The organism is Methyloversatilis discipulorum, assembly GCF_018780585.1.
GTDB lineage: Bacteria > Pseudomonadota > Gammaproteobacteria > Burkholderiales > Rhodocyclaceae > Methyloversatilis > Methyloversatilis discipulorum_B.
The window spans coordinates 62,626-89,147 of record NZ_JADMJL010000012.1 but is presented as its reverse complement, the minus strand read 5'-3'; the positions used below and the strand labels follow the sequence as shown (position 1 = coordinate 89,147).

The following is a 26,522-nucleotide window of genomic DNA, read 5'->3' as shown; positions in this document are numbered from 1 at the left end:
ACCCAACCAATCGAAAGTGCACAGCAATCCAGAAAATGCTTTGCACGAAACACCCCTGTCGGGACCTCGGCCCCGACCGCACTCCGCCTGCCTTCAGACTACTCCAGCACCGGTGCGCACACCGGCGTGACCTGCTCGCCGGCGATCACCTTCCTCGCGAACGGGATCGAATCCTTCAGCGATCCATTCACCGTCGCGCTGTGACCCAGCCCGGCGTACAGATGACCTTCGACCACGGTGCCGGCGGCGCATGCGTCGCGCATCAGCGCCAGCTGGCTGATCGCTGACGGCGTGACATCCTCGGCGCCGGTGCCGATGAACACCGGGTGGTTCAGCTTCAGCGTCGGATACACGCTGTAGCGGCGGGCCCGTTCGTCGGCGCCCTGCTGGTAGCGCCGGTAGCGCTCGCCGACCTCGCCCTCCGGCTTGCGGGTATTGGCCAGCGTCAGGCCGGCGCCGACCACGTCGCCCATCAGTTGGGACAGACACACGTTGCGCGCCTGATCGACCACCGGCGCGGCGAACTCGGTGAATACATCGCCCGCCTGCAACGACGGCTCGTGCTGCTGGTCGACGATGAAGCCGTAGAAGCCGTAGGACAGCGCGTCATCCACCTTGTGCGGATTGCGCGGCGTCGCGTTGCCCGAGGTCGCCGGATTGTTGCTGCGGTAGATGACGCCGGTGGCCACCGTGCCCTTCACGCCCAGTTCCGGCGCGTAGCCGGGCTGGTGAGCCGCCGCCGCGAAGGCACCGATGCCGCCCTGCGACTGGCCGACGATGAGCACCTTGTTTGCCAGCCCCGGCACCTCGCGCACCACAGCGCGCGCGCTGTCGAGGATAGAGTAGGCCAGCGACGGCACGTTGATCAGCGGGTGCGGGCCCGCAACGCCCAGGCCTTCGTAGTCGCTGGCCACGATTGCATAGCCTTCGGCCAACCAGCGCTGCAGGTAGCGCACATCGCGGTAGGAACGACCTGCCCAGGACGGCGCGCAGATGTCGGCCAGACCGACCGTGCCATGGCCCCACGCGAGCACCGGCCAGCCGCCGGCCGGCGGCGTGCCGGCCGGAACGAACAGCGCACCGGACACGACAATGGGGGTCCTTCCGTCGAAGCCACTGGTCGAGGTGTACAGGATGCGCAACTGCTTCGCGGTGCCGGCCAGACCGAGCGATGGCGGCAGCGGCTCGCTGCGCAGCAGCTTGCCCGGCGTGGCCGGAATGACGTCCTTCCAGACATAGAAGTCGGACACCCGGCCGTCGCCCTGCAGCGGATCGGGCGCAGGCGCGCGGGTACCGGGGGCGGCGGACAGTCCGGCCGACAGCGCGAGAGCAAGCGCGCCTGCGACCAGCTTACGGGTCAGCGCGCGGGATGATGAATCGGAGTGGTGCATGGATGCGTCCTCTATGGATGGAAAACACCGGCGGCCCTGTCGCCGGCGGGATGACGGGTCATGGAACGTTCAGTGCGCGTGATCGTGGCTGTGGCCGTGGTCTTCTCGATCAGCGCTCTCCCCGGTCGCAGCCAGCGCCGCGCGGCGCAGCAGCGGCGTCGGCGCCAGGTCGTTGCGCACCAGCTCGCCGTTCTTCACCACGACCACCACTTTTTCCAGAGCGCGCACGTTGCGCAGCGGGTCGTCCTGCACCGCGATGAAGTCGGCGAAGTAGCCCGGCGCCACCTTGCCGATGCGCTCCGACAGGCCGAGCAATTGCGCGGCATGCACGGTGGCGGTCTGGATCGCCTGCAAGGGAGTGAGTCCGAGCTCGAGCAGCGCGGAGAACTCGGTGGCGTTGCTGCCGTCCTGCGTGAAGTCGGTGCCGAAGGCGAACACCACGCCCCGCGCGTACGCCTTCGCAAGATTCCGCTTCTGCGCGTCGCGGGCAGCCGCCAGCGCGGCCAGCGTGCCCTCCGAAGCCCCGGCCTTCTTCGCCTTCTCGACCGAGCTCGCCATCACCTTGACCGTCGGCACGATGAACACGCTGCCTTTCTTCACCGCGGCAATGCCCTCGTCGTCGATCAGCGTGCCGTGCTCGATCGAGTCCGCGCCCAGCCGCGCCGCAAGTCGGATGCCGTCGGCGCCGTGCGCGTGGATGGCCACTTTGCGACCTAGACCGTGCGCCGTATCGATCACCGCCCTCACCTCGTCCTCGGCGAACTGCACCTGGTTGGGATCGGTGCCGGACACGAAGCCCCCAGTGATGCATGCCTTGATGAAGTCCGCCCCGTACTTGATGAGCTTGCGCGTGGTCCTGCGCAGTTCGTCCGGACCGTCGGCCACGCCCTCGGCGGTCGACGCGATTTCCGGCCGATAGACGCGCGGCCCCGAACAATGGCCACCGGTCACCGCAACCAGCGCACCGGCGTCGAGAATGCGCGGCCCGACGATGTCGCCGTCGTTGATCGCATCGCGCAGCGCGATGACCGAATAGGCCGGCCCGCCCATGCTGCGCAAGGTCGTGAAGCCGGCGTACAGGCTGTGCTGCGCCGCTCGCGCGGCGTGCAGCACATTGCGAGTCTGCGAACGCGTCGCGGCGTCCGGTCCGCCGCCCAGGTGGACGTGGGCATCGATCAGTCCGGGCAGCAGGATGGCGTCGCCGAAGTCGACCAGTGGAATGCCGTCAGGCACGGCGAGGCCGCTGCCCACGCGGACGATGCGACCACCCTCGACCACGATGACCGGGTCGTACACATAGCGGCCGCTGTCCACATCGAGCAGCTTCGCCGCTCGGTAGGCGGTACGGGGCGCCTCGGCGGCGGCCGGCGCCGGGGATGCGAACACGCCGGATGCAAGGAGCGCGGCAAGCAGTCGTTTCATCGGGGTCCTCCGTCCGGCCACGCACAGGTGGCCGAATGCATGTGGATCAGAAGCTGTAGTTCAGGCTGGTGTAGTAGAAGGCGCCAAGGCCGCCCTCGGGCGCGTTGAAGCTGTACTTGGTCACCCCGCCCACACTGGCCAGTGCGCCGCTGCTGTTGAGCAGCCGCCGGGTCTTGTCCGGGTAGCTGTCGAAAAGGTTGATCGCGCCGACCGAGGCCTTCAGTCCTTTGAGCGGGCCGCTGAAGTGGTAGGCGACGTCGAGGTCGAACACCCATTGCACGTCGAAGGTCTGATCATCCACCGGCAGCGTGGCACGGCTCGTCCATTTGCCGTAGCGACGGGCCGCCGAACTGATTTCCCACTGCGCGATGCGCCACACGGCCCCCAGCGTGAGCTTGTTGTTCGGTGTGATGTCCTCGACCAGCCCGCGGGTGGCGCGGCCGACGATGCGCGCGCTCGGAATCACCGTGCCGTTCGGCGTCACTACGTCACGCGCCTTGGTGATTTCGGTGTCGGTCGCCGCGAAGCCGGCGCTCAGATCGAGGCGACCCCGGCTCTGCAGTTCGAGCCGGTACTTGCCCGACAGCTCGAAGCCGCGCGTGCGGGTATCGAGCACATTGGTGAAGAAGGCCGCGTTGTTGATGCCGAAAGGCGCCAGGATGGGTGCCAGTGCGGGAATCGTCGTGGTGGACAGGTTCTCCGACAGCAGCACGCGGTTCTTGATGTCGATCTGGTAGGCGTCAAAGGTGAGCGAGGCATTGCTCACCGGCCGCCAGACGAAGCCTAGCGAAACGTTCTCCGACTCTTCCGGCTTCAGCGCCTTGCCGCCCAGCAGCTCCGCGATCGGGCTGCCCGGCAGCAGCGTGCGCTGCTGGACGTCGGTGAACACGCCGCCGATATTGGCGGTCTGCACGCTGAAGGCGGAGTAGCCGAGCTGCACGATGGAGGGCGCGCGATAGCCCGTGCTGGCGGTCGTCCGCACTGCGAATTCCGGCGTGAAATCGTAGCGCAGCGAACCCTTGCCGGTCGTGGTGCCACCGAAGTCCGAGTAATGCTCGGAGCGCAGGGCCAGCCCCAGGTTGAGCTTCTCGGTCACATTGCTCTCAAAGCCAACGTAGCCACCCACCACGTTGCGCGAAATGGTGCGTGCGTCCTGATCGGTGATGCCCGAATAGATCTCAGGCACCGCCACGCCCGGCGCCCCGACCTGATAGAACGGGCCGCGCGTATAGGCGATGGGATCGCCGGCGCTCAGGTCGTACTCCTCCCAGCGGTAGGCCAGCCCGGCGGACAGGGTCAGCGGCCCGGCGAAGGCGTCCACCGTCAGGTCGCGTACGTAGTCAAGGCCGAGATTGGCCTGCGTGTTCCTGCGTTCGCCGGTGTCGTAGGTGGAGGGCGAATCGATACCGTAACTGGGATTCAGGCCGTTCCTGTCAATCGACTTGACCGTGTTCTGACCCAGGTTTGCGTACAGGTCGAAGCGGCCGAGGTCCTTGTCGCCGAAACGCGCACCGACATTGAGTGCAGCGTCCTCCAGCTCGTAGACGGTGATCGGAATGCGGCCGAATGGGTAGCGCTGCTGGAAGGCGGCGGAGCGCACCAGCGTCGAGTTCGCGGTGTTCGATTCGTAGAAGCCCTCGCCGACGCTTTCGCGCCGCGACAGCGTGGCGAAGGCGTACAACGAAAGGTCGGCATTCACCGGCACTTCGGCATTGGCCAGCAGATTGAACTGGTCCTTCACCTTGGGCGCTCCAAACTTCCAGTCCTTGTACGGATGGTCGTCGGCGAGCCGGACGTCGGGGTTGGTGTTGTTCGCGAAGTCGCGCACACCGGCGTCGAAGCTCAGCGTCAGGAAGCCGTCATTGGCCAGCGAAATGCCCTTCCAGCCGCTGAGCGTGTGCTGTTCGCCGCCGTAACCGTTGCCGTACTCGCCGTAGCGATAGCCGATCGCGCCGCCGTTGTCGCGCCCCTTCAGGACGATGTTGATGACGCCGGCAATGGCGTCGGAACCGTACTGAGCAGCGGCTCCATCACGCAGGATTTCGACGCGCTCGATGGCCGCCACCGGGATCAGGCTGAGGTCGACCGCGGCCGACCCGCGGCCACCGGCCAGTGCCTGGCGCGTGAAGTTGGCGCCGACGTGGCGGCGCTTGCCGTTGACCAGCACCAATACCTGGTCGGCGGACAGCCCACGCAGCGAGGCGCCGGACGGGATCGACGAGGCGAAGGAACCATTGGGCGTCGACGGAAAGGTGGCCGACGGCGACAGGCTGATCAGCGCGCGCGACAGATCGGCAGCGCCGGTCGCCTCCAGATCCTTGCCGCTGATGACGTCGACCGGTGCCGACGCCTGAAGGCTGGTGGTGTTGCTACGTCGCGTACCGGTGACGACGACGGCGTCGAGCGGGCCGGCGGACGTCGCGTCCGCCGTCGCGTCCTGCGCCTGGATGCCGCTGCTCAGACTCGCCAGTGCGCCGGCGACGAGTGCGCTGGTCCTTGCCAGCTTGAAGCGGTGAAGAACGATCATGAACGAGCCTCTCTGTATGTGATCGAGTGGGTAAATGCGGATGCGGGTGAAGGTGTGCGAGCTCACGCGACGCGGCGACCGGCCTCCGCCTGCTGCAGGCGCTGCTGACGCGCCTGGCGCTGGGCGGCGCCGTACTCGACCGGGTCGACGTCGTTCAGGTAGTAGTTACCGACGTGGTGCAGCCGCCAGCGGATCGGGTCGTGCGTGGTGTGCACGCGGGCGTTGCGCCAGAAGCGGTCGAGGTTCCACTTCGTGTAAGAGGCGCTGGCGCCGAGCAGCGAGAACATGTCGCTGGCGACGAACAGCGAGGCGTAGTCGGACTGGGCGCGCGCAGAGGCGACAGCGAGGATCAGTTCGTCCTGCAGCGGCTTGTCATCCGGCTCGGCCTTGTGCCGGTCGAACAGGTGCGCCGCGTCCTTCAGCAGCGATTCGGCGGCACGCACGGCGACGGCGTACTCGCCGATGCGCTTGATGATGTGATGCTCCTGCGCCGCCACATCGACGTCCGAATCCACCCACGGTCGCGCCTCATCGCGCAGGTAGCGGGTGGCGGCCTGCAGCGCACCGCGGGCAATGCCGGTGTCGATTGCGGCGTGCAGGATCTGCGGCCAGGTCAGGCCTGTTCGTCCGGGCAAGCTGCTGTCGGAGCCGCGCCGCGGCACGAAGCGCTCGTCGACCACGACCTGGTCGAAGGTGATCGAGCCGCTGACCGAATTCGTCTGCCCGAAGGCATGCCAGTCGTCGTGCAGCGTCAGCCCCGGCGTATCGCGATGCACCAGTACATTCACCGGGCCATCGTCGGAATCGGCGCTGACCGACACCCACTCGGCGAGGTAGGCACCGGTGGCGAAAATCTTGCGGCCGTTCAGCAACAATCGGCCGTCCGGCTGGCGTTCGACGCGGGTGATGCTGGTCTTGCGCTTCTTGCCGCCGGTTTCGGCCAGCGCATTGCCCAGCCGCCGGCCGGCCAGCACGTCCTGCACCAGCCGGTCGCGCACGTCGTCGGCGAAACCGTTGAAGAGGCCACGCAGCATGACGTTGTGAATCTGCAGTATCTGGCCGACGCCGCCGTCGGCAACCGATACGACACGCACCGTCTCGACCACAGTCGCCACCGAGGCGCCAAGGCCGCCGAAGGCGCGCGGCACACCGATGGCGGTCAGCCCGTGTTCCGACAGCAGACCCGCCTGGCGGCGAGGAATCGTGCCGTTGTTCGCCGGATCGCGCGCAATGGTCTCGATTTCTTCCGCCGCCTCGGCTGCAGCATCGAGCGCTTCCGCTTCGCTGCGCAGCCGGCGTACGCCGGCCGCGGTCCTTTCATGCTTCGACGACATCATTGATTCCTTTTGTTATTTCTTCCGGCTTCGCGAATCGGGAGCCGAAGCCCGCCCCTGGCGTGCGTTTCCGGCACGGCCATGGGCAGGGGTGATCGGGGATTTACGCGGGCGAGCCGCCAGCGTCAGCGCGCGTAGCGGACTATCCTTGGCGCCTTGTCCGGACGCTGCGCACGCTCGATCAGGCTGGGTGAGTGATCGACGAGCTGTCGCGTGTAGGCGGCGAACGGGTGATCCAGCACGTCGTCCACCGCGCCGTGCTCGACCACACGGCCGTCGCGCAGCACGACCACGCGGTCAGCCAGCGCGCGCACGACACCGAGGTCGTGCGTGACGAACAGGATGGACAGCCCGCCGGCCTGCAGCTCGCGCAGCAGCGCCAGGATGGTCGCCTGCACCGACACGTCGAGCGCCGATGTGATCTCGTCGCATATCAGCAGCTGAGGCTCGCACACCAGCGCACGCGCGATGGCGACGCGCTGGCGCTCACCGCCCGACAGCTCGCGCGGATAGGCGTCCAGCAGCGTCGGCTGCAGCGACACCCGCGCCAGCACCGCCTCCGCCCGCCTTCGCGCCTCGGCCCGATCAACGGCGAAGAAGTGCCGCACGGCGGTGATCAGCGTGTCGCCCACCGTATGGCGCGGATTCAGCGCGCGGTACGGGTTCTGGAAGATGTACTGGATCTGGTGACGCACATCCGGAGATCGTTCGCGCGCGCGCAGCGACAGGGCCTTGCCGCGATAGCGCACGGTGCCGTTCGCGTGCTCGCCCAAGCCGGCGAGCGCCCGCGCCAGCGTGGTCTTGCCCGAGCCGGACTCACCGACCACCGCCACGCATTCGCCTGCGTCAAGACTCAGTGCGACGTTGTGCAACACCTGACGTTCACCGTACCAGGCATCGATCTGCGCGACTTCGAGCAAGGCGTCACCGGACGAGCGCACCACTGCGCGAGCCGCCCCGGCCGGCTCGATGCGGAAGGCGGGACCGGCGTCGAGACGCAGGCAGGCGGCCCGCTGCTGTGCCCCGACGCGGACGAGCCCGGGCACTTGCATGGCGCATGCATCGCTGCGCAGCGGGCAGCGCGGCGCGAAGGCGCATCCCGCCGGGCGCGTGCCCGGGGCAGGCGCCTGTCCCGGAATTGGCTGCAGCGCGCGCCGCTCGGCCACGTCGGGAATGGCGGCCAGCAATCCCTGGCTGTAGGGGTGGGCCGGGGCCGCGAACAGGGCCGTCAGCGGCGCGGCTTCGACGATGCGGCCGGCGTACAGCACGATCACGTCATCGACCAGTTCCCGCACCACCGCCAGATCGTGCGACACATAGACGGCCGCCACACCGTGCTGGCCGCACAGCGTGCGTATGGTTGTCAGCACCTTTGCCTGCGTGCTCACGTCGAGCGCGGTGGTCGGCTCATCCAGCACGATGAGCTGCGGCTTCAGCACGAAGGCCTGCGCCAGCAGCACGCGTTGCTGCTGGCCGCCGGACAGCTGGTGCGGAAAGCGCTTGAGGAAGCCGGACTCCGCCGGCAGCCCGACCTCGGCGAACACCTCCAGAATGCGCGCCTCGCGCTCGCGCCGGCCGAGTGCAGGCTCGTGCACCTCCAGCACCTCGTGCATATGGGTGCCGATGCGCAGCAGGGGATTGAGCGTGGTCGCGGGGTCCTGCGCTACATGGGCAACCACGCGGCCCCGGACGGCCCGCAGTGCGCTCTCCGGCAGAGACAGCAGATCGGTACCCGCCACCTCGATACGACCCTCGACGATGCGTGCACCGTGGCGCACGTGCCCCAGCAGCGCAGACGCTACGGTCGTCTTGCCGGAACCGGATTCACCGACCAGACCCACGATGCGACCGGCGGCGACGTCGAAGCTGACGTCCGACACCACATCGACCCCGCCGGCAATCTGCACCCGCAAACCGCGTACGCTCAGCCGCGCGGATGCCGCCTGCGGGACGACACCGTCACACGCCCTGCCCGCCCCTGCGTGATCGACCGCACCGCCGTAATGAAGATCGGTCTGCCGGAACACCGGTCGGTCCACTGCAATCGCGCTCACGTCGTTTTCTCCTCGATCCGCGAAGTGACCCGCCCGACGCCCTCGGCGAGCAGGTTGGTGCCCAGTGCGAACAGCGCGATCAGCAGCACCGGGCCGAACACGGCAGCCGGCTGTATCAGCAGCCCGGCCCGGTTCTCGTTGATCATCAGTCCCCAGTCGGCAGCCGGCGGCGCGACGCCGTAGCCGAGGAAGGCCAGGCCCGACAGCATGCCGATGGCCCAGGTGAGCATGATTCCGAGATGCACCAGCAGCGGCGTCAGGATGCTGGGCAGGATTTCGCGGAACAGGATGCGACCGCGCGGGTAACCCATCATTTCGGCCGCCTCGACGAATTCCTGGTTCACCACGCCCAGCGCGATGCCGCGCGACAGCCGCACCACGCCCGGCGCGAAGGCGACGGCTACGGTGAGCACGATGATCCAGTGCTCACGACCGAGCATGGACACGATGAGAAGCACCAGGATGAGATCGGGAAAAGCGAGGAACACGTCGGTGAACCAGACGATGGTCTGGTCGACGCGCCGCCGCGCAAACGCCGCCAGCAACCCGAGCGCGGTGCCGGCTGTCAGCGCCAGCACGGCTGAGACGAGCGACATCCAGACCACCGATACGCCGCCGGCCAGCACGCGGGACCACACGTCGTGCCCTATGTAGTCGTGACCGAGCGGCGCGTCGAGCGAGGGCGGACCGTAGGTGATGCCGACCAGATCGGTCGGCGCGTGCGGTGCGAACAGCGGCCCCAGCAGGGCGAACGCGACAACCAGTACGCTGAGCACCAGTCCGAAACGAACCTGACGAGCGCGCAGCAGGTCGAGCAGCGGGTTCGGCTTGCGGAACGACGACGGCGGCCGACTCATACCGACACCCTCCAGCTCTTGCCGGTGCGCCACAGCGACGCAGCGTTGCGCAGACCGGGCGAACGGGCACGGATGCGGGTCGCAGTTCGCAGGCGCGGTGTAAGAAGCACGGTGATCAGGTCGGCCGCGAGATTGATCGCGACGACGCCCACGGTGACGACCAGGACGATGCCCTGGATCAGCGGCAGATCGCGCATTTCTATCGCGGCATTCAGCGTATTGCCGATGCCCGGGTAGCTGAAGATGACTTCGGCCAGCACCGCGCCGCCGAACAGCACGCGAAAGGTCATCGCCACGCCCTGGATCGCAGGGATGAGCGCGTTCGGCACCGCGTGCCGCCAGATGATGCGGCGCTCCGGCACGCCACGCAGGCGGGCAGCCGTCACGTACTCCGAGTCCATCGCTTCGATCATCGAGGCACGCACTAGGCGCAGCAGATAGGTGGCCACCGACAGTGCCAGCGTCGCCGTCGGCAGGATCAGGTATTGCGGCTGCCGCCATGCCGGCAGTGCCGGATCGAGCAGCGAAGCAGCGGGCAGGATGTTGAACACCGAGGTGGAGAAGATCATCACCAGGCAGATGCCGATGACGAAGCCGGGGACCGCCTTGAACAGCACGACCGAGGACAGCACGGCCCGGTCGAACAGGCTGTCGCGGCGCAGGGCGAGTGCGATGCCCAGCACCAGCGCGAGCGGGAAGGCCACCGCCGCGACGGCCAGCGTCAGCGTCAGAGAGTTGGCGAAACGCCCGGCCATCAGTTCGGCGACCGGCACATTGGAATCGATGGATCGCCCCAGATTGCCCGACACCACCTGCCCGGCCCAATCGACGTACTGCAGCACCAGCGGGCGATCCAGGCCGAGCTGGCGACGCAGCGTCTCGATCGTGTGTTCGGGTGCCTCCGGGCCGAGAATCATGCGGGCCGGATCGGAAGGCAGTGCCTGCGTCGCGCCGAACACGATGAATGAAATAACCAGCACGACGCCGACACCGGACAGCAGGCGGCCGATGAACCAAGGCAGCCAGGCCGGCGCGCGCGCACGCAGCGCGGCGGCCGTGCGTCGCAGTTGCGGCAACAGGTGCTGCGGACCTATGGACAGCGTCGTCATCACGCGATGCTCCGGCGCCAGATGCGATCGGTGCGCCAGCCGGCGAAGCCGGTGCGATCGGGTGTGACGCCGCCGATATCCTTCGACACTGCGTCGAGCACGTTGGAATAGCCCCAGATGAGCATGCCGCCGCTTTCATGCTGGATGCGCTGCGCCTCGCCGACCAGCGCGCGGCGCCTGTCGAGATCCGGCTGACCCAGCGCCTGCGTGATCAGTTCGGCGAAGCGAGGATCCTTGAAGTGGGTCTTGTTGCCGACCGCGCGAGGGCCGTCGTGCTGCTGCACCGTAAGCAGGAAGGGGCGCGATACGCTGCCGCCCGTGCTGAAGGTCCAGTCGTTACGCTTCGGGCCGGTGAAGATGGAGCCATCGACCTTGCTCACCGTCACGTTCACGCCAGCCTTCTTCGCCTGTTGGGCGAACACCAGCGCCGCGTTCGCGCCGGCGCCGCCTGACGTGACCAGCTCGACATCCAGCCCGTTGCCGTGACCGGCTTCCTTCAGCAGACGGGTTGCTTCGGCCAGATCCTGCCGGCGCTGCGGAATGTCGTGGTTGAAGGCGGGGTCGCTCGGCGAATAGAGGTCGTTGGCCACCCTCCCCTGTCCCTGCAGCACGCGCGCTACCAGTTCCTCACGGTCGGCGATCAGGCGGAATGCTTTGCGCACGCGCGGGTCGTCAAAAGGCGCCTTTTCCAGGTTCATGTCGAACGAGTGCCACACGTCCGTCTCGGACGACACCACCTCGAAGCGCGGATCGGCCTTCAGGAAGGCCTGCTGTTCGAACGGCAGGTTCGGAGCGATATCGATCTGACCGGCCTGCAGCGCCTGCAGGCGGCCGGTCTGGTCACTGAAGTCGAGAATCTCGACCTCGTCGAAATACGGCTGGCCGGACTTGAAGTAGTTGTCGAATCGGGTGAACACCGAGCGCTGGCCCGGCGTGAAGCTCTTGAGCCGGTAGGGCCCCGCGCCGACCACATTGTTCACCGGGTCGTAGTCGGTCGGCACGATGCCGCCCCAGCTCATCCAGCACTCGGCCAGCGCCACCAGGCCAGCGCCCTTCTCGAACGGAATGCGCACCGTGCGCTCGTCCAGCTTCTTCACGTCATTGCGCAGCAGCGAATACAGGTAGCCGGCATACGGCGACGCGAGCTGCGGGTCGGTCAGGCGCAGCAGCGAGAAGATGACGTCGTCGGCGGAAATGGTCTTGCCGTGGTGGAACTCGAGATCCTTGTGCAGGCGGATCGTCCATTCGGTGGCATCGGCATTTACCTCGGCCTCTTCGGCCAGCGCGAGCTTGGGGCGGGCATCGAGGCCCCATTCCCACAGCTTGCTGTAAAGCGCCCAGCCGCGGAAGGCGCCGCTGCCCACCGGCTTGTGTGCGTCCAGGTTGCCAGCCTGGCTGCCCTCGATCACGCCGAAGCGGACGGTGCCACCGCGACGCGGCTCGTCGCCGTTCGCGCCAGAGGCCACCTCTGTGGTCCTGCCGCCCTCGGAGCACGCGGGCAGCAGGCCGCCCAGCACAAGACCACCGCCGGCCGCGAGGCCGGCGCGCATGAATGACCGCCGCGCTTGAAAACTCATTGAGACCTTCCGTATGAATCTGTGTATCGATGCCGCAGAGATCCATGTCCATGCGGCGTGTAGCCGTGGTTAGCAGGACTTGTGCCACCGTGAGCGGCTGGAATCCATATGCAGATTTGCTTTGCCGACTGCTTGCATCGGGCCGCGCCGTGGGCGGCGGTGACGACGCAAGCGCTTGTTTTGACGTGGGTCAACTTCGATGGCCGCAGCGCACGTCGGCATACGATCTGCAAGCGCCTTGTGCGCATGGCGTCGCATATGTGGACCGCCGGACAAGCGCAGCGGCGATTGCGACACCCGCTTGAGCGGATGTGCGCATCGAGGGTCATGCTGTGGTGATTGCGACAAGGACGGTGAAAGAAGCGCGCATCGCGACGGGTGGTCACGGAGAGGAAGCGCAGGCGTCAGGCTTTCAGCCAGAGCTTCTCGAAGCGCCAGGTGGGGAAGTGGGAGTGTTCGGCTTCGGCCCCGCCGACCCGGGTGGACAGCGCGTCCAGCGTGTTGGCGAAGCCCCAGATGAGCAGGCCGCCGCGTTCGTGCTGGATGCGCTGTGCCTCATGCACCAGCGGTTGGCGCGCCTCGACGTCCGGTAGCTGCACCGCCTGGTCGAACAGTTCGTTGAAGCGTGCATCGCGGAACTGGGTCTTGTTGGCCACCGCCTGATCCGAATCTACAGAAAAGGCGGTGGCCAGCCAGGAGCGGCCGAGCGATGAGCCGGTGCTGATCTGCCACAGCTTGCGCTGCGGGCCGGTGAAGGTCGCGGCGTCCACCTTGCGCAGGTTCACGGTGACGCCGGCACGGCGCGCCTGTTCGGCGAACACCAGTGCCGCGTTGTTGCCCACCGTATCGGTCACCAGTTCGACCGACAGCGCCTCGTGGCCGGCGGTACGCAGCAGTGCGCGGGCGCGTTCGACGTCGTGCGGACGCTGCGGGATGTCGCGGTTGTAGTTCGGGTCCTGCGGCGCATACAGGTCATTGGCAACCCTGCCCTGCCCGTTCAGCGCGCGCTTCACCAGCTCTTCGCGATCGGCGATCAGCCGGAAGGCCTCACGCACACGGACGTCGTCGAACGGCGGCTTCGACAGGTTCATGTCGAAGGACTGCCAGCCATAGGTTTCCGAAACCAGCAGCGACAGTCGTGGATCGCGCGTGATCAGCGGCGACTGTTCGGGCGCCACCGCGTTCGCCATGTCGATCTGGCCGTTCTGCAATGCTGCCAGTCGCGCGGTCTGGTCCTTGAAGTCGATGATTTCCAGCTCGTCGGCGTAAGGCTTGCCCGACTTGAAGTAGTTGTCGAAGCGCACGAACAGCGAGCGGCGCCCGGGCAGGAATTCCTTCAGCCGGTAAGGCCCGGCGCCGACCGGATTGGTGACCGGGTGATAGTCGGTCGGCACGATGCCACCGAAGTTGACCCAGGTGTCCGGCAGCAGCACGAAGCCGCGTCCGTCCTTCGTGTGCAGGCGCACCGTGCGTTCGTCGAGCTTGTAGATGCGGCTGCGGTCGATGGCGCCGACCAGCGCGGTGTAGGGCGAATTGAGCGCCGGGTCACTGAGCCGCAGGATGGAGAACAGCAGATCGTCGGCGGAAATGGTCTTGCCGTGGTGAAACTCCAGACCTGGCCGGAGCCGCAGTGTCCAGGTGGTCGCGTCTGCGCTCACCTCGGTCTCTTCGGCCAACGCCAGCGCCGGCGTCATGTCGGCGCTCCATTCCCAGAGCTTCGAGTACAGCGCGAAGCCGCGGATGATGCTGCCCATGCCGGCCGGCTTGTGCGCGTCGAGATTGCCGGTCTGGTCACCATCGACGATGCCCAGCCGCAACCGGCCGCCGCGGCGCGGCCCGTCCTCGCCCGCGATCGCCGTGACGGCGGGGTCGCTGCCCGGCGCACAGCCGGCCAGAAACGTAGCGCCGCCCAGCGCAGCCGCCTGACGCAGGAAAGCGCGACGAGCGCCGCCCGCACTCATGCAGCGTCCCCACGCAGCCACAGCTTGTCGAAACGCCAGGTCGGGAAGTGCGAATGTTCGGCTTCGGCCCCGCCGACCCGGCGAGAAATGCCGTCCAGCGTGTTGGCGAAGCCCCAGATGAGCAGACCGCCACGCTCGTGCTGGATGCGCTGCGCCTCGTGGATCAGCGGACGGCGCCGTTCGAGGTCCGGCTGCGCCAGCGCCTGCGTGAACAGCTCTCCGAAGCGGCTGTCGTAGAACTGCGTCTTGTTCGACACCGCGCTCGGCGCATCGATGTGCAGCGCGGTAGAGAGGAAAGACTGGCCCAGCGTGCCGCCGGTGCTGATCGGCCACTGCAGCCGCTGCGGGCTGCCGAAGGTGGCGGCATCGACCTTCTTCACGTTCAGCGTAACGCCCGCACGCTTCGCCTGCTCGGCGAACACCAGCGCCGCATTGGTGCCGGCGGCGTTGGCAATCAGGTCCACCGTCAGGTTCTCGTGCCCAGCCGCCTTCAGCAGCGAACGCGCCTGTTCGAGGTCCTGCGTGCGCTGCGGAATGTCGCGGTTGAAGGCCGGGTCCTGCGGAGAGTACAGGTCGTTGGCGACGCGTCCCTGCCCGTTAAGCGCGCGCCTGACCAGGTCCTCGCGATCAACGAGAAGCCTGAAGGCCTGACGTACCCTTACGTCGTCGAAAGGAGCCTTTGACAGATTCATGTCGAAGGACTGCCAGCCATAGGTTTCCGACACCAGCACCGAAGCGCGCGGATCGCGGGTCAGCAATGGCACGTGCTCCGGCGCGATCGCGTTGGCGAGATCGATCTGGCCATTCTGCAGCGCGCCCAGACGCGAGGTCTGATCCTTGAAATCGATGATTTCGAGCTCGTCCGCGTAGGGCCTGCCGTTCTTGAAGTAGTTGTCGAAGCGTACGAACAGCGAGCGCCGGCCGGGCAGGAATTCCTTCAGCCTGTAGGGGCCGGCACCGACCGGGTTGGTGACCGGGTGGTAGTCGGTGGGCACGATGCCGCCGAAATTGACCCAGGTGTCGGGCAGCGCGACAAAGCCACGACCCTCCTTGAAATGCACGCGCACCGTCCGCTCGTCGAGCTTGACCACGCGACTGCGGTCGACCGCCGACACCAGCCCGGCGTAGGGTGAAGCCAGTTCCGGATCGGTCAGCCGCAGGATGGAAAACACCACGTCATCGGCCGAAATGGTCTTGCCGTGATGAAACTCCAGGCCCGGTTTCAGTCGCAATGTCCACGACGTGGCGTCCGGACTGACTTCGGCCTCCTCGGCCAGCGCCAGTACAGGCGTCATGTCGGCGCTCCACTCCCACAGTTTCGAGTACAGCGCAAAGCCGCGAATGATGCTGCCAGAACTGGTCGGCTTGTGCACATCGAGGGTGCCCGCCTGGTCACCGTCGATGATGCCCAGACGCAGGCGGCCGCCGTGCCGGGGCGGCGCATCGAACGTCGCCGGTTGCGGAGCAATTTCCCCACTTTCCTTGCCGCAGCCCACGAGCAGCGATGCCCCGATGGCGGCGGATCCGGTCAGGAAGCGACGGCGGTCGATGCGATCGAACATGCGGGCCTCCGTGTTCAGGCGACGCTGCGCAGCGACGTGGTCACGTCGCGACGGCGAGATGGGTTGAGTACCGGCACCTCGAAGCCGTGATCGAGGTCGAGCAGCGGGAACAGCAGGTCGGCCACCCGGTGCGCTTCCTCGATCAGGGGCCAGCCGGACAGGATGAAGGCACTGGTGCCCTGCTCCTGGAACTCGCGGATGCGCGCCGCCACGTTCTCCGCGCTGCCGACCAGCGTGGTGCCGGACAGCGGGCCGAGCACGTTGAAGCCGTGCAGCGCCGGGCCGGTCCAGATGTTCGGATAGATCTCGTAATCGCGTGCCGGCGGCAGGCGGCCCGCCTTGATCGCCTCCAGGTTCTTCTGCACCTGCGGGTTGTCGCTCCTGTAGCTCTCCAGGGTTTCACCCGGCGGCAGCTGGCGCTGGATGGACTGGATGGCGTACTCGACCGAGGTGTTATCGACGAGGTACTGGGCGTATTCCCACGCCTCTTCCTCGGTTTCGCGCACGATGATCTGCAGCCGCGTGCCGAACTCCAGTGTGCGGCCCAGCTTGGCCGCCTCGGCGCCGACCCGGCGGAACTTGTCACCCAGGCGCTGCGGCGTGTCGGCAAAGCTGAGATAGAGATCGAGCAGCTTTACCGAATGCGCCACGCCGGCCGGCGAGGTGCCGGCGCCCCACACCGGGAAGTGTCCGAGACTGGCGGGCGCCGGGCCGCCGCGCGTACTGCCGGCGGCGATGGCCGGGCGCGGCGCGATCTTGATGTACTTGCCGTCATAGCCGGTGGTGCTGCCTGCGTACTGCTGACGGAAGGCGTCCCAGTATTCCCAGCTGTAGTCGTAGCGCTCGTCGTGCGGGTAATGCACGCCCTGCGCCGCCAGTCCGGCGTCATTGCCATTGACCGCGTTGTAGACGAGGCGTCCGCCGGAAAAGCGCTGGATGGTCTGGGCGATCTGCGCCAGCTTGGACGGCTGGATGAGTCCGGGATAGATGGCGGCGACGAACTTCATCCGCTTGGTGGCCGTAAGGACCGACGAGGCCAGCACATTCACCTCGTCGCCACCGGTGGCCAGCAGCGCGCCGTAGTAGCCCAGCTTGTCGATGGACTGCGCGAGCTGGACCAGATGGTCATGGCCGGTCGCCCAGCGGCCGTGCGGTTCCCACGGCACGGTGCCGTCCGGCGCGGTCAGATACCACAAAACTTTGATGCCCATGATTTTTCCTTCCGTTGCGTTGTACGTGTCGGCACGTGTTGATCAGAGCGAGTAAGCGAAGGTCGCCAGCACGCTGAAGGGACGAGTCGGCTGCAGGAATTCGCTGGTGGAGCCCGCCAGACCGTTGGAGAAATTCACCTGGTCGGTCACGTTCAGGAAGCGAAGTGCGGCATTCCATTTCGGTGCGCGGTAATGCAGCGCGACGTCGACGTTGTACTGATCGGGCACCGTCACCGTCTTGCTCAGATTGGTGTACCACTTGCTGGTCCACCACGCGGTCACCTCGATGCCGAAGCCATTGTCGAAGCGGTAGTCGAAGAAGCCGGTGATCGAATAGGCGGGAATGCCCGCAGCGTCGTAGCGGCCCGCGGTGCGGCCATTCAGCCGGTTGCTGTCGCCCCACACGGTCGCGTTGTCGGCGTAGAAGCCGAAGGGCGAGAACCCGGCCGGCACGATGGACGTGAACCATGCGTCGAGCCAGGTCAGGTTTACACCCGAACTGATGTTGCGCTCGGGCTGGAAGCGGATCGCCGATTCGACGCCACGCACCTTCAGCTGGTGCATGTTGCCGTTGGTATCCGGCGCGGTGTCGCGCGTCTGATAGAAGGTCGCCAAAGACGCGTACAGCTTGTTCGGGATCAGATCGGCCTTGACGCCCAGCTCCTTCAGTTCGCTCTTGGAATCGAAGGCGAGCGGATTGAGCTGGTTGCGGTAATCGCCGGCAGCCGACAGGCCGCCCCAGGTGAGCACGTTGGCAAAGCCGCCCGTGTTCAGTGCCGTGGAACGGTCGATGGTGAAGTAGATCGAGCTGTCGGGCGTCGGCTTGTAGTACGCGCTGGCCTGATAGCTTGGCAGGTAGAAACCGTTCGAATCCTTGCGTTCCGGGCCCAGGGGGTTGCGGATGCGCGCGTCGATGAAGCTTGCGTTGCCGCCGATGTTCAGACCGAAGCGCTCGTTGAACAGCAGGTTGTGCTGGGTGAAGAAGCTGACCGTGGTCCAGCGTCCTTCCGAGGTGTAGGTCGCCCCCGGTGTGCCGCCGATCTCGGCATACAGTCCGTTGCCGGCAGGGAACATGGCAGGAATGTTGAGCAGACCGAAGTAAGGCGAATTGACGACGATGTTGGCTGGGTTGGCTCCGGACTGCGCCTGCGTTGAACCTATCCACGAGCCCGATGCCCCTGTCTGCAGCGGCAGGCCGTAAAGTCCGGCCGGGGTCTTCAGGCTGGGATCCAGCGTCAGATCGTAGGGGTTGATGTTGAAGCTGTTGTTGGCCGCCTTGGTCGAATAGCTCTCGCGCCGATAGGTGAAGCCGGTGTTGCTGTCGTTGGTCGCCTTGACGCCGCCCAGGTCGAAGGCGTGACGACCACGCAGTTCGACCCTGTTCTCGAAAATCTTGTCGTCGAACTGCGACAAGAAGGAACCGACCGAATCCCCTGTGTCGGCGGACCGCTCGTAGAAGCTGCTGTTGCGCAGCGTCCATTTCGGCGACAGGTCCCACGCCACGCGCAGCTGCGACGTTAGGCGGGTAGCCGTGTTTCGGTCCTCGGCGCGACCGGACGTGGCGGGCGAAATGCTGGCCAGCCCGTTGCCCGGCGAATTCGGGTCATACACCCATCCCACCACGCTGCCGGCACCGCCGGGTCGTGCAACGAGACCCGGATTGGCGACGTACTGACCCTGTGCATTGCGGGTGCGGGTCTGCCAGCCGGCGACGCCGCCGGAGTTGTAAACCGGTGAGTAAATCGTATTGCCGATGCGGACCAGCGGTGTCGCGCGGCCCGCCGCGTACTGCTTGCCCTCGCTGTCCACCAGCTGCTGGGTCACGCGGTTCCAGCCGTGGGTCACGTTGAAATCGTAGTAGTCGTCGTAGCTCGCGTTCCAGTCGATGCGCAGGTCGTTGCGCGGCTTGAACGCCAGCGCGCCATAGAAGGCGTTGAAGTTGTTCTTGACGTTGTCGAAGTAGTCGTCGGCACGCTGGCCGGTAATGCTGACGCGATAGGCCGCGCGATCGTTGATCGGTGCCGTGGTATCGAAGGTCAGTCGCGTCTGCTTCCACGACTCGCCGCGCGGCGCCCAGGTGCCGAGCAGGCCGCTCACCGTGGTGACCGGCTTGTCGAAGTTCGGCAGCTTGCTCAGGTAGTTGATGTAGCCGCCGCTCGAACTGCTGGGGCCGAACACCACGGACGACGGGCCGGCAACGATGTCGGCGCCCTCGTAGGCGTTGAAGTTGGTCGGATGGCGCACGTTGTAGGCACGCTGTCCGTCCTGGAAGACCTCCGTGTTCTGACCGCGGATCTGCGGCGCGATCGACACGTTCTGGCCGCCGCCGCGGGTGACACCGGGCGCGTACTTCACCAGATCGTCGGCCGTGCGTATCGGGTCGCTGGCGATCTGTTCCGCGTTGATCAGGTTGACCGACCGCGGCGTATCCACCACCGATGTTTCCGTGCCGTAGATCGCGCCCTGCGGTCGCTTGGGCAGCACGTCGTTGGCATTGACGCGGTTCGCGCCCTTGACCGTCACGGTGGGCAGCGCGCTGTCCTGCACCGCGTCGGCGCTCGGTACTGCATCGGTGGCCTGCGCAACCGCCGCGGTCGACACGAAGGCCAGTGAGGCGATGAGCGCCGGCAAGGGCTTGATGCGCCCGGGAATCTCTCTGTTGTCGTTCATGATCGGACGTTTTCCTCTGCATCCGCCCCTCGGCGGACCGCATTCATGCCGCTCTACGACGGCGTTTTCCTACCTGCCTGGACAGGACCCGGACACTCATCAGCAGAACCCATGCCACCCTCAGAACCCGCGTCAACAAACGGTTATGGCGTCTGCAGCCATCACCGGCTGCGGAATATTCGGCACCGTTCACGCTGGCTGCGCAAAACCGTCGGCATCCGGCTGTTGTGAATTCGGCACCGCACCACAAAGAAAAACGGCGCCCCCTGATGCAGGTGGGCGCCGTCAAGTCCGGAGCTGCGGCAATCAGGCGGCGGCAGCCCTCGGCGGTGTCGCCAGGTGCGGCTTCGCCTGCACGCCCAAAGACGGAATGTCGAAGCCGTGATCGAGGTCGAGCAGCGGGAACAGAAGATCGGCAACGCGGTGCGCCTCGTCGATCAACGGCCAGCCGGAGAGGATGAAGGCCCCTGTTCCCTGCGCTTCGTACTCGCGCAAGCGCGCCGCGACATTCTCGGCACTGCCCACCAGCGTCGTGCCGGACGAAGGACCAAGGATGTCGAAGCCGAACCAGGCCGGCCCCACCCACACGTTCGGATAGATCTCCAGATCCCTCGCGCTGGGCAGCCTGCCGGACAGCAGCGTGTCGACGTTCTTCTGGATGATGGGGTTGTCGCTACGGAAGGTCTCGAGTGTCTGGCCCGGCGGCAGCTGGCGCTCGGCGGAACGGCGCGCATGCTCGATCGACGACTTGCTGAGGAACCACTCGGCCTGCGCCCACGCCTCCTCTTCGGTTTCGCGCACGATCACCTGCAGACGGGTGCCGTATTCGAGCGTGCGGCCGATTTTTGCCGCCTCTGCGCCGACGCGGCGGAACTTGTCGCCGAGCAGCGGCGGCGTATTGGCGAAGCTCAGATAGACATCCAGCAGTTCGACCGAGTGCTTCACGCCGGCCGGTGAGGTGCCTGCGCCCCACAGCGGAATGCCCGGCAACTGGGTCGGCGGGTTCCACGTACCCATCGGACTCGGGCCGCTGGCGCGCGGTGACAGCTTCACGAACTTGCCGTCGTAGCCGCCGGTGTCGCCAGCGTAGACGCGGCGGAAGGCATCCCAGTACTCGCGGCTGAAGTCGTAGCGCTCGTCGTGCGGGTAATGCACGCCCAGAGCGGCCAGACCAGCGTCATTGCCGTTTATCACGTTGAACAGCAGGCGGCCATTCGAGAAAGCGTCGAAGGTCTGCGCGTACTTGGCCAGTACCGCCGGCGACAGCTCGCCCGGATGCTGGGCCACCAGGAAGCGCATGCGCTCGGTCGCCGAAATGAGCGCAGAGGCGACGACCAGGCTTTCGTTTGCGCTGGTGCCGAGCAGCGCGCCGTAGTAGCCGAGGCGGTCTATGGTGACCGCGAGCTGTTCGAGATGACGGAAATCGGTTTTCCAGCGGCCTTTCGGATCCCAGGGATAAGGGCCGTCGGGCGCGGTGAGATACCAGAGCAGCTTGATGGACATATCGGGGCAACTTCCTTAGATGATGGTGGGGCACCCCGCATTCAGCAGCATTCATGCCAACTGGCTGCGTAGTCCGGCACGGCGCTCATGACAGCGCCACGCCGCATGCAGGCGTGCCCCCCCCTGCTTCGCGTCCACGACCGCCAGCGGTGCGTCCAAGTCGGCAGCGCTGCCGAAATTTCCACCCGCGCACCTCGCCCGCTGCGTGCCTCTGCGCAGATTCACCCCCGAGACCGTCATGCGGGCGGTTTTTCGGCATGGCACGAGAACTGCAATGAAGGCTTCGCGTCCTGCGCGCACGCCGAGCTTGTCGGCCTCCGCGGTGCAGGACATGAAACCCCATGACAGGACTGAGCTCTCCATGCACAAACCAAAAAAACTACCCGCCCTGCTTCTGCTCGCCTTTCCGCTGGTCGGCAACGCGCAGCAGGCGACAGACAACGCACAGAACACCGCTGCCGATGCCGGTGAACCGGCATTGCAGAAACTCGTGGTGACCGCGCAACGCCGCGAACAGACCGCGCAGGAAGTACCGGCCGCGCTGTCGGTGATCAAGGGCCAGGACCTCGGCGGCAACGGCGACACCTTCCTCGGCGACGCGATCAAGTTCGTGCCGAACGCCGCCGCACAGAAGGCCGACGGCGACACCCGCCCGCGCTGGTACATCCGCGGCCTGGGCACCGGCGACGTCGGCGTCGCCACCGTGTTCCCGACCGGCATCTACGCCGACGACGTCTACCTGAATGCGCCGATCGCCGGCGGCGTCGCGCTGTTCGACCTGAACCGCATCGAAGTGCTGCGCGGCCCGCAGGGCACGCTATACGGCAAGAACACCACCGCCGGCGCGGTGAACATCCTGTCCAACAAACCCGTGTTCGAGAACGGCGGCTATCTCACGCTGGGTGCCGGCACGAAGAAGCTGCGCACCATCGAGGGCGCGGTCAACGGCAAGGTGTCGGACACGCTGGCAATACGCGCCTCCTTCTACAACGAGGAACGCGACGGATTCACGCGCAACCCTCTGCTCGGCGAACGGGTCGGCGACGTCGACAAGCAGGCTTATCGTCTTCAGTTCCTGTTCAAGCCGACGCAGGACTTCGACGCGCTGCTGAAGATTCACTCGCGCACTTACGACGGCGACGGCAACAACGGCTCACTACCGATCGGCACCTATGCAGGCGGCTATCAGCGCCCGTCCGGTCGCATCCTCGAAGCCAACTATCCGGGCAGCAGCGAACTCGAGCACGACGGCGCCTCGGCCACGCTGAACTACCGCTTCGGCGGCGGCTATCAGTTCACGTCGATCACCGCCTTCGACACGATCAAGAACAAGACCTTCGCCGACGGCGACAACACGCCGTCGGTGGCCCCGCTCGCCGACCAGCGCACCTTCGGCGACGCGAAGTATGAACAGGCATCGCAGGAATTCCGGCTCGCCTCGCCGAAGGAGGAACTGCTGCGCTGGATCGTCGGAGCCCACTACTTCCAGGAAGACATCGACTCGGTCGCCGCCACCAGCAACCTGACCACAGGTGCGCCGCGCTACCAGCAGACGACGATCGCGCACGACACCCGCAGCTTCGCGCTGTTCGGCAACCTCACCTATGACTTCACCGAGAAGTTCTCGACCACCGCCGGCCTGCGCTGGACACGCGAGAAGAAGGATCTGGACATCAGCCTGCTGACCTACCAGACGGCGACCGGCTTCAACACGCTGCCCTGGTGGCGCCCTGACGCACTGATCAATCCGGTGCTGTCCGGCGCGGCCACGGCCAACGGCACGCGCAGCCCGGATGACACCTGGAGCGCCTGGACCTTCGACATCACGCCCGAGTACCGCGTGACCGACAAGATCCTGACCTTCTTCCGCTACGCCCGCGGCTTCCGCTCCGGCGGCTTCAACACCGGCATCGGCGGCAACCTTGACACCGCCAGCACGGTGAAGCCGGAATTCCTGGATTCGTACGAGATCGGCGTCAAGACCGAGTGGCTCAACGGCCGCCTGTTCGCCAATGCCAACGTCTTCTACTACGACTACTCCGATATCCAGGTCAATCAGCTGATCCAGAACCCGTTCGGCATCGGCGTCGTGTCGGCCCTGACCAACGGTGCCAAGGGCAAGGTGACCGGCTTCGAACTGGACGTGACCGCGCGCCCGATCGACGCGCTGGTGCTGCGCGGCACGCTCGGTCTGCTCGACACCGAGTACACCGATTTCGGCGCCAACACCGGCAATGTGTTCGTCCGCTCGCCCAAGCTCAATGCCGCGCTCGGCGCCGAATACACCTTCGGTCTCGCCAACGGCGGCCGGCTGATCGCAGCGGCCGACGCGAGCTACCGCAGCCGCGAGTACTTCCTGGTCGATCGGCAGAGCCAGACCGAGTTTCCGGACCTGACGCAGGAGGGCTTCAGCCTCTTCAACGCGCGTCTGAGCTACCTGACGCCGGATCAGAAGATCCGCGTCACCGGCTATGTCGACAACATCACCGACGAGCTCTACCAGAACCACGGGCGCCCCAACGGCCCGAACGGCAGCGGGCGCTTCATCCACACCTACGGCTCGCCGCGCACGGTGGGCCTGACGGTCACCACGCGCTTCTGATGCCACCACTCCGGGCGCGGCACTGCCACGCCCGGAGGTCGCTGGCACAGGGCATTCCGCCACCCCACGATCAGGATTCCAGATGAGCCACGTTTCCGTCCCCCCGGCCGCCGGCACGCAGCAGTCGCGCAGCGGCACGGCCACCGTCATCACGAGTGACGATGAAGCCATCCGCGCCGCGCACGCGGCCGCCGAAATCATCGCCGAGCTCGCACGCGACCCGGCCAACGAACGACAGCTTCCGGTGCGCCAGGCCGACCTGCTGTCCACTTCCGGCCTGACCGGCATCTGCGTCACGCGCGAGCACGGCGGCCTCGGCGCCTCGGTCAAGACCATCGTCGACACCGTGCGCATCGTTTCGTCCGCCGACGGCGGCGTCGGCCAGATCCTGCAGATCCATCACGTGATGGCACGCGGGCTGGTCACCTCAGACGACGAATCCATCCGCGCCTTCTTCTCGCGCGAACTGCTGGCCGGCAAGCGGCTGGGCAACGCGCTGGCCGAAGTTGGCGGCAAGAACAAGTTCGACCAGAAGACGCGGATTGAAACCGACGCCGAAGGAAAGCTGCGGCTGAACGGCTCGAAGTTCTATGCCACCGGCTCCTACCTCGCCGACTGGATTTCCGTGTCCGCCCGCGGCGCCGACGGCACTCCGGGCGGCGCACTGGTGGCGCGCAACGCGCCGGGCGTGACCGCGCTCGACGACTGGCACGCCTTCGGCCAGCGCCATTCGGTCAGCGGCACCATCCTGTTCGACAATGTCGAGGTCGACCCGTCGATACAGTCGCCGCGCCGCGGCCCACCGACGCGCACTGGCCTCACCTTCCCGCAGATCCTGCACGCCGCCATCGACACCGGCATCGCCGCCGGCGCGCTGGCCGCCGCCATCGACTACCTGAACACGCATTCGCGCGCCTGGGTCGAGAGCGGTGTCGAGCATCCGAACCAGGAGCCGCTCATCATCAACCGCATCGGCCAGTACGCCGTCGCCGTGCGCACCGCCGAAGTCGCGCTGCGCTACGCCGCCGACGTGTTCGACCAGCACAATGCGCGGCCGGACGACCACGACCTGGCGACCGAACTGATCCTCGCCGTAGCCACGGCGCGCGCGAAGTCGGATGAAGCATCCCTGTTCATCGGCAGCGACCTGTTCTCGCTGCTCGGCGCGAGCAGCTCGCTGGAGAAGTGGAACCTCGATCGCTTCTGGCGCGACGCCCGCGTACATACCACGCACGATCCGATACGCTGGCGCCTGCAGCACGTCGGCAACTTCTACCTGAACGGCGTGGATCCTGGCGAATACAACCAGATCACCCAGGCACGCCAGGGCGTCTGATCCGGTCGTTGCACCGGACCGAAGGCCGGGGCTTGCCCCGGCTTTTTTTCGCTTGAGGGCGGACCGACAGGCGTGTTCGGAACAGACGAAACCGTCGACCGCGGCGCACCCGCTGGGCGCACTGGTCATCAGCGGCAGCGACGGCGTGGGTACCACACACCTGCCCTTCGAGCCGGGTCGCGCAATGCACGGCGAGGACGGGGACGAATGAGACCTCCCCGCCTCTCCTGAGGGCTCACCCGACCGCGCGCAGTCCCGCCCTCTCCGCCTGCCCCCTGCCTCTGACCAGCGGCAGTACCTCCTCGCCGATCCGGTAGGCTTCCTCCAGATGCGGCGTACCGGCAAGGATGAAGCCGTCGGCGCCGAGCGCGATCAGTTCGTCCAGCTTCTGCGCGGCCTGTTCGTAGGAGCCGACGATACCGATGGCAGGTCCGCCGCGCAGCAGACTGAATCCCGCCCACAGGTTGGGGGCGATGATGAGGTCTTCGTAGCGACGGGCGTCGGCCGGGCGGTAGCCTGCCTGACGGCTCACGCCGACCGAGTCACCGCCGCTCTGGCGGAAGGCGTCGCGGCGCTCCGGGCCCAGCGACTCGAAACCGGCCTTGACGTCGGCCCACGCCTCTTCCTCGGTCGGGCGGGCGATGATGTCGACGCGGATGGCACACTTGATGCGCCGGCCCAGCGCGGCGGTGCGCTCCTTCACGCGCGCGAATTTCTCGGCCACCTGGTCGAAGGGCTCGAGCCACGACAGGTAGAAGTCGGCATGCTTTGAAGCTGACGCGAGCGCGGCGTCGGACGAGCCGGAGAAGTAGATCTCCGGCAGATCGGTGGCCGCCAGCGAAGGCGGCAGCAGGCCGTTCTCCACCTTGTAGAAGCGTCCGTCGTAGCTGAGCGGCGCACTGCCCTTCCACACCCCTTTGAAGATGTCGAGAAACTCGGTGGTACGGCCGTAGCGGTCATCATGGGCGAAGCTGTCGCCCCACCACAGCTGCGCCGGGCCGCCACCGCCGGTGATGATGTTGAACAGCATGCGGTTGCCACTCACTCGCTGCAGCGTCGCCGACAGGCGCGCCGCCTCGACCGGGTTCACGAAACCCGGCTGGAAGGCGAGCATGAAGCGGAAGGTCTTGGTTTCGCGCGCGAGATGGGCGGCGATGACCCAGGGATCGTCGGTCATCGGGAAGGACGGGATCAGCCCGCCCTGGAAGCCGGATATCTCGGCCGCCTTGGCGATCTGGGCCAGATGGTCGACATAGGACGTGCCGTCCGGTTCGCCGTGCAGCAGCCCAGGAGCCTGATTGCCGTCGCGCAGCGGCGACCAGTCGCCGCGGGTCGAGTGCGGATCGCGTACCGTAGTGATGTCGCCATGCGTTGGCAGGCGCCAGAAGAAGTCGATTGCCATGGGA

At 66.6% G+C, this 26,522-nt stretch carries 16 protein-coding genes; 2 read left to right on the top strand and 14 right to left on the bottom strand.

All coding sequences use genetic code 11. The annotated features are described in order from the left end of the window. Positions 1-98: 98 nt before the first annotated feature. From IV112_RS05055 to IV112_RS04995, 13 genes are all read right to left on the bottom strand, one after another. The gene (locus tag IV112_RS05055) at positions 99-1,391 is read right to left on the bottom strand and encodes a lipase family protein (RefSeq protein WP_304001437.1); all 1,293 of its coding nucleotides are present in this window, start codon (positions 1,389-1,391) and stop codon (positions 99-101) included. A 69-nt stretch (positions 1,392-1,460) separates the two neighbouring features. Next, the gene (locus IV112_RS05050) at positions 1,461-2,813 is read right to left on the bottom strand and encodes a metal-dependent hydrolase family protein (protein ID WP_304001435.1); all 1,353 of its coding nucleotides are present in this window, start codon (positions 2,811-2,813) and stop codon (positions 1,461-1,463) included. A gap of 46 nt (positions 2,814-2,859) precedes the next feature. Next, complete coding sequence (locus IV112_RS05045; protein WP_304001432.1) at positions 2,860-5,340, bottom strand: TonB-dependent receptor plug domain-containing protein; 2,481 nt, start codon at positions 5,338-5,340, stop codon at positions 2,860-2,862. A 62-nt stretch (positions 5,341-5,402) separates the two neighbouring features. Next, entirely contained in the window at positions 5,403-6,674 is a 1,272-nt protein-coding gene (locus IV112_RS05040) for an acyl-CoA dehydrogenase family protein (protein WP_304001430.1), read from the bottom strand. A 125-nt stretch (positions 6,675-6,799) separates the two neighbouring features. Next, the gene (locus tag IV112_RS05035; RefSeq protein WP_304001428.1) at positions 6,800-8,728 is read right to left on the bottom strand and encodes a dipeptide ABC transporter ATP-binding protein; all 1,929 of its coding nucleotides are present in this window, start codon (positions 8,726-8,728) and stop codon (positions 6,800-6,802) included. Continuing rightward, positions 8,725-9,585 (bottom strand): ABC transporter permease, encoded by an 861-nt coding sequence (locus IV112_RS05030; RefSeq protein WP_304001426.1) that lies wholly within the window; start codon positions 9,583-9,585, stop codon positions 8,725-8,727. Before IV112_RS05030 ends, IV112_RS05035 begins: the two co-directional genes overlap by 4 nt. Next, entirely contained in the window at positions 9,582-10,694 is a 1,113-nt protein-coding gene (locus IV112_RS05025) for an ABC transporter permease (RefSeq protein WP_304001424.1), read from the bottom strand. Before IV112_RS05025 ends, IV112_RS05030 begins: the two co-directional genes overlap by 4 nt. After that, the gene (locus tag IV112_RS05020; protein WP_304001422.1) at positions 10,694-12,244 is read right to left on the bottom strand and encodes an ABC transporter substrate-binding protein; all 1,551 of its coding nucleotides are present in this window, start codon (positions 12,242-12,244) and stop codon (positions 10,694-10,696) included. Before IV112_RS05020 ends, IV112_RS05025 begins: the two co-directional genes overlap by 1 nt. Before the next feature lie 431 nt (positions 12,245-12,675). Then, positions 12,676-14,232: an ABC transporter substrate-binding protein gene (locus IV112_RS05015; protein ID WP_304001420.1), complete on the bottom strand. Its 1,557-nt coding sequence runs from the start codon at positions 14,230-14,232 to the stop codon at positions 12,676-12,678. Beyond that, on the bottom strand, positions 14,229-15,794 hold the full coding sequence (locus IV112_RS05010) for an ABC transporter substrate-binding protein (RefSeq protein WP_304001418.1): 1,566 nt from the start codon (positions 15,792-15,794) through the stop codon (positions 14,229-14,231). The genes IV112_RS05015 and IV112_RS05010 overlap by 4 nt, the downstream gene beginning before the upstream one ends. A gap of 14 nt (positions 15,795-15,808) precedes the next feature. After that, entirely contained in the window at positions 15,809-17,005 is a 1,197-nt protein-coding gene (locus IV112_RS05005) for an LLM class flavin-dependent oxidoreductase (protein WP_304001416.1), read from the bottom strand. Positions 17,006-17,047: 42 nt separating this feature from the next. Then, entirely contained in the window at positions 17,048-19,675 is a 2,628-nt protein-coding gene (locus IV112_RS05000; RefSeq protein ID WP_304001414.1) for a TonB-dependent receptor, read from the bottom strand. Positions 19,676-19,981: 306 nt separating this feature from the next. Continuing rightward, positions 19,982-21,178, bottom strand: a complete 1,197-nt coding sequence (locus IV112_RS04995) for an LLM class flavin-dependent oxidoreductase (protein WP_304001411.1) — start codon at positions 21,176-21,178, stop codon at positions 19,982-19,984. Positions 21,179-21,539: 361 nt separating this feature from the next. On the opposite strand from IV112_RS04995, the gene IV112_RS04990 reads away from it, so the two are divergent. Continuing rightward, positions 21,540-23,780 carry a TonB-dependent receptor gene (locus IV112_RS04990; protein ID WP_304001410.1) on the top strand — a complete coding sequence of 747 codons (2,241 nt, stop codon included), beginning with the start codon at positions 21,540-21,542 and terminating at the stop codon, positions 23,778-23,780. An 82-nt stretch (positions 23,781-23,862) separates the two neighbouring features. Further along, complete coding sequence (locus tag IV112_RS04985) at positions 23,863-25,116, top strand: acyl-CoA dehydrogenase family protein (protein ID WP_304001408.1); 1,254 nt, start codon at positions 23,863-23,865, stop codon at positions 25,114-25,116. Positions 25,117-25,351: 235 nt separating this feature from the next. On the opposite strand, the gene IV112_RS04980 is transcribed toward IV112_RS04985, so the two are convergent. Continuing rightward, entirely contained in the window at positions 25,352-26,518 is a 1,167-nt protein-coding gene (locus tag IV112_RS04980; protein ID WP_304001406.1) for an LLM class flavin-dependent oxidoreductase, read from the bottom strand. Positions 26,519-26,522 lie beyond the last annotated feature (4 nt).